General features: G+C 70.7%; 2 protein-coding genes. Both read left to right on the forward strand.

Annotated features, from left to right (window positions below; all coding sequences use genetic code 11):
• Positions 1–3,580, forward strand: a 3,580-nt coding sequence (locus tag ACN6LD_RS41870) for an SDR family NAD(P)-dependent oxidoreductase (protein ID WP_445045904.1), incomplete at its 5' end; no start/stop codon positions are given.
• A 67-nt stretch (positions 3,581–3,647) separates the two neighbouring features.
• A partial coding sequence (locus ACN6LD_RS41875) for a beta-ketoacyl synthase N-terminal-like domain-containing protein (RefSeq protein ID WP_445045905.1) occupies positions 3,648–4,454 on the forward strand: 807 nt, incomplete at its 3' end.

Consider the following 4,454-nt stretch of genomic DNA (forward strand, 5'->3'; position numbering starts at 1 on the left):
GTCGTTCGGTCTGTCCGGCACCAACGCGCACGTCATCCTCGAACAGGCCCCGGCCGAGCCGGTGGACGAGGTTGAGGGTGAAGGCGAGGGCGCGGGTGAAGGCGAGGGCGAGGGTGCGGGTCTGCCGGTGGTGCCCTGGGTGCTGTCCGGGCGCAGCTCCGACGCCCTGCGCTCACAGGCCACCAGGCTGCATGCCTACGCGCAGACGAGAGCAGACCTCAATCCCGTTGCTGTGGCGAGCGCTCTGATCGCCACGCGCACTCCTTTCGAGAACCGCGCCGTCGTCTACGGCCGCGATCACGCGGAACTGCTGGCCGGCCTCCACTGCCTCGCCGTCGGAGATCCCGCGGCCAACCTTGTTCAGGGCACAGTGGCGGATCCTGGTCGGACGGGGTTCTTGTTCGCGGGTCAGGGTGCGCAGCGGGTGGGGATGGGGCGTGGGTTGTATGAGGCGTTCCCGGTGTTCGCGGAGGCGTTCGACGCGGTGTGCGCGCAGGTGGGGGGTGGGTTGCGGGATGTGATCTTCGGCGAGGACACATCGCTGCTGGAGCGTACGGAGTGGGCGCAGCCTGCGTTGTTCGCGGTCGAGGTGGCGTTGTTCCGTCTGGTGGAGTCGTTCGGGGTGCGTCCGGACTTCCTGATGGGTCATTCGGTGGGTGAGATCGCTGCTGCGCATGTGGCGGGTGTGTTCTCGTTGGAGGATGCGTGTGCGCTGGTGGTGGCGCGGGGTCGGTTGATGCAGGCGTTGCCGTCGGGCGGTGCGATGGTCGCCCTCCAGGCGTCCGAGGACGAGGTGGTGCCGCTGTTGGAGGGCCGTGGGGCGCAGGTGTCGGTCGCTGCGGTGAACGGTCCGCGGGCGGTGGTGGTCGCGGGCGTCGAGGCGGCCGTCACGGAGATCGCCGATCAGCTCAAGGCGCAGGGCCGTCGGACGTCCCGTCTGCGGGTCTCGCACGCGTTCCACTCGCCGTTGATGGAGCCGATGCTGGAGGCTTTCCGTGAGGTCGCGGAGGGCGTCTCCTACGGCTCGGCGTCGGTTCCGTTGGTGTCGAATGTGTCGGGGCGGCTCGCTGTGGAGGGCGAGTTGGCGTCGGCGGAGTACTGGGTGCGGCATGTGCGTGAGGCGGTGCGGTTCGCCGACGGGATCGGTGTGCTGGCCGCCGAGGGGGTGACGCGGTTCCTGGAGATCGGCCCCGACGGCACTCTCACCGCACTCGCGCAGAACAGCCTCCCCGAAGACACCGGCGACGCGCTGTTCGTGTCGATGCTCCGAAAGGACCGGAGCGAGGTGGACACCGTTGTCGCGTGCGTTGCCGCCGGATACACGGCGGGGCTCTTCGTCGACTGGACCGCCGTGATCGGTGAGGTCTCCACGGCCGGCGTCGACCTGCCGACGTACGCCTTCCAGCGCGAGCGGTTCTGGCCGCAGACCAAGCGCAGTGAAGTCGTGCGCGACGCGGAACTCTGGGAACCCACCGAACCGGAGGAGGCGCGCCGGCTGGCGCACACGTTGAACATCGGCGAGGACGTCGTCCAGGAGGTCCTCGCGGGACTGGCGGCCCGGCACCGGGATCGCACGGTTCGGGCCGAGGTGGACGGCTGGCAGTACCGCGTCGACTGGCAGGAGGTCGCGCTGCCGCCCGGTGACGGCCCTTCCGGGCAGTGGCTGGTGCTCCACTCGGCGAGGCACTCGGCTCACCTGGAGACGGTGACCGCTGCGCTGCCCGAGCACCTGCTCCTGTCGCTCGCCGACGAGCCCGACCGTGCGGAGCTGGCCCGCGCCGTCGCCGCCCTTCCGGGCCGGCGGATCGCCGGAGCCGTCGTCCTGTGCGACACGCTCGTGCAGGCACTCATCGCCACACAGGCGATGGGTGACGCGAAGGTGGCAGGGCCCACCTGGCTGGTGACCCGAGGAGCGGTCTCCGTGGGCGACCTCGACGACGGTCCACTGCAGGCCGAGCAGGCCGCCGTCTGGGGACTGGGTCGTGTCGCCGCACTGGAACACCCTGACCGCTGGGGCGGACTCGTCGACCTGCCGGAGACGCCTGACGCGGACACCGCCGTGCTCCTCGCGTCGGTCCTCTCATCCTCCTCGGAGGATCAACTCGCGCTGCGCGTGGGCCGGATCCATGCCCGCAGGCTTCGGCAGGCGTCCGCTCCGCGGTCCACCGGACCGGGGTGGAAACCGGAAGGAAAGATCCTGGTCACCGGCGGAACCGGCGCTCTCGGAGCGCACGTCGCGCGCTGGCTCGTCCTGCGGGGAGCCACCGACCTGCTTCTCACCGGGCGGCAGGGTCCCGACGCCGACGGAGCCGACCGGCTCGTCGCCGAGCTCCGCGACTCGGGCGCGCAACGGGTGAGCGTCGAAGCGTGCGACGTGTCCGACCGGGCAGCGGTCGCCGACCTGCTCTCCCGGCACCGGGTCAGCGCCGTCTTCCATGTCGCCGGCGTCCCGGACCACATGCCCTTCGACGACATCGACTCCGCTCATGTGCGGCGGGTGGTGGGGGCGAAGGCGTGGGGTGCGGTGCATTTGGATGAGTTGACGCGTGGGTGGGATCTGTCGGCGTTCGTGGTGTTCTCGTCGATCGCGGGTGTGTGGGGGAGTGGTGGGCAGGGGGCGTATGCGGCGGCGAATGCGTGGGCTGATGCGGTGGTGGAGTCGCGTCGTGGTCGTGGTCTGGTGGGTGTGTCGGTGGGGTGGGGTCCGTGGGCGGGTGGGGGGATGGTGTCGGGTGAGGGTGCGGTGGAGTTGGGTCGTCGTGGGTTGCGGGTGATGGATCCGGGGCGTGCTCTGGTGGGGTTGGGGTCGGTGCTGGAGGGGGGTGGGGGTTCGGCGGTGGTGGCTGATGTGGAGTGGGACCGTTTCGTTCCCGCGTTCACCAGCCGCCGTCCCAGCCCCCTGCTCACCGCCCTCCCGCTCCTCACCGGCCCCGACGCCGTCGAAGAGCACACGACCGAAGACGCTCGAGCCGTGCTGACCGCCCGATTGGCGCACCGCCCTGTGAAGGAACGTCTGCGCGCGTTGCGGGAACTGGTCCGCAAGCGGGCCGCGGTGGTGCTCGGTCGATCCGAAGGCTCCGCCCTGGACCTCGACCGGCCCTTCAACGACGTGGGATTCGACTCCCTCACCGCCGTCGAACTCCGCAATCAGCTCCACACCGAGACCGGGCTGCGGCTGCCGTCGACCCTGGTCTTCGACCATCCGAGCCCCCGGCACCTCGCCGATCACCTGCACGACGAGTTGTTCGGCCGACCGGACCACAGGGATGCAGAGTCGGGAGCGGCGCTGCGGCCAGGACGAGGTGACGAGTCGGCGCTCCGTGACGCACTCGCCACGATCCCCTTCTCGCGTTGGGAGGAGAGCGGCCTGCTGGCAGCTGTGCTGTCGTTGGCGGACAGCGGTCCGAACGGACGGGCCGCCGACGAGGCCGTCCCGTCCGGGCCCACGGCGTACGGCACAGCCCGCCTCACGGGCGCCTTCGAGCAGTCGCAGAACGACGACGAGTCCGTGCCCGGCGCGATCGACGCCATGGACGTCGACGCACTCGTTCAACTGGCCCTGGGCGACTCCACCTCCTGAAGCACCATCCCACCGCCACGTCTTCCCGTCCGCCCGCGAACGGGCCACGAACCAGTGGAGTTTGAGCATGCCCACCTCCGAAGAGCGCGTCGTCGCCGCGCTGCGCGCCTCCCTGACCGAGAACGAGCGACTGCGTCAGCGCAACGACGAACTCAGCCGGGCAGCGAGCGAACCCATTGCCATCGTCGGCATGGCGTGCCGCTACCCCGGTGACGTCACCACCCCGGAACAGCTGTGGGAGCTGGTCGCGGCCGGCGTCGACGCCGTCACGCCGTTCCCCGCGGACCGTGGCTGGGAGCTGACGGCCGGGGCCTCCTCGGCGACCCAGGGGCAGGGCGGATTCGTCGCCACGGCCACGGAATTCGACGCGGGCTTCTTCGGGGTGTCGCCCCGCGAGGCCCTTGCGATGGACCCCCAACAGCGTCTCGTTCTGGAGACGTCCTGGGAGGCGCTGGAGCGCGCAGGCCTCAAGCCCGCCTCCGTGCGCGGCAGTCGTACCGGCGTCTTCGTCGGATGCAGCAACCAGAACTACGGGGCCGTCTCGGGAGACGACCTGCCGGAGGGCGTCGAGGGCCACCTGCTCACCGGCAACGCCGCGAGCGTCGTCTCGGGGCGGGTGTCGTATGTGCTGGGTCTGGAGGGTCCGGCGGTGACGGTCGACACGGCGTGCTCCTCGTCGTTGGTCGCCCTGCACCTGGCGGCGCAGTCACTGCGGTCCGGGGAGTGCGACCTGGCCCTGGCAGGCGGCGTCACCGTGATGTCCACCCCCGATGTCTTCGTGGAGTTCGGTCGTCAGGGTGGGTTGGCGGCGGATGGTCGGTGCCGGGCGTTCGGTGAGGGTGCGGACGGTACGGGGTGGGGTGAGGGTGTGGGT

This window comes from Streptomyces sp. SAS_272, assembly GCF_052543235.1.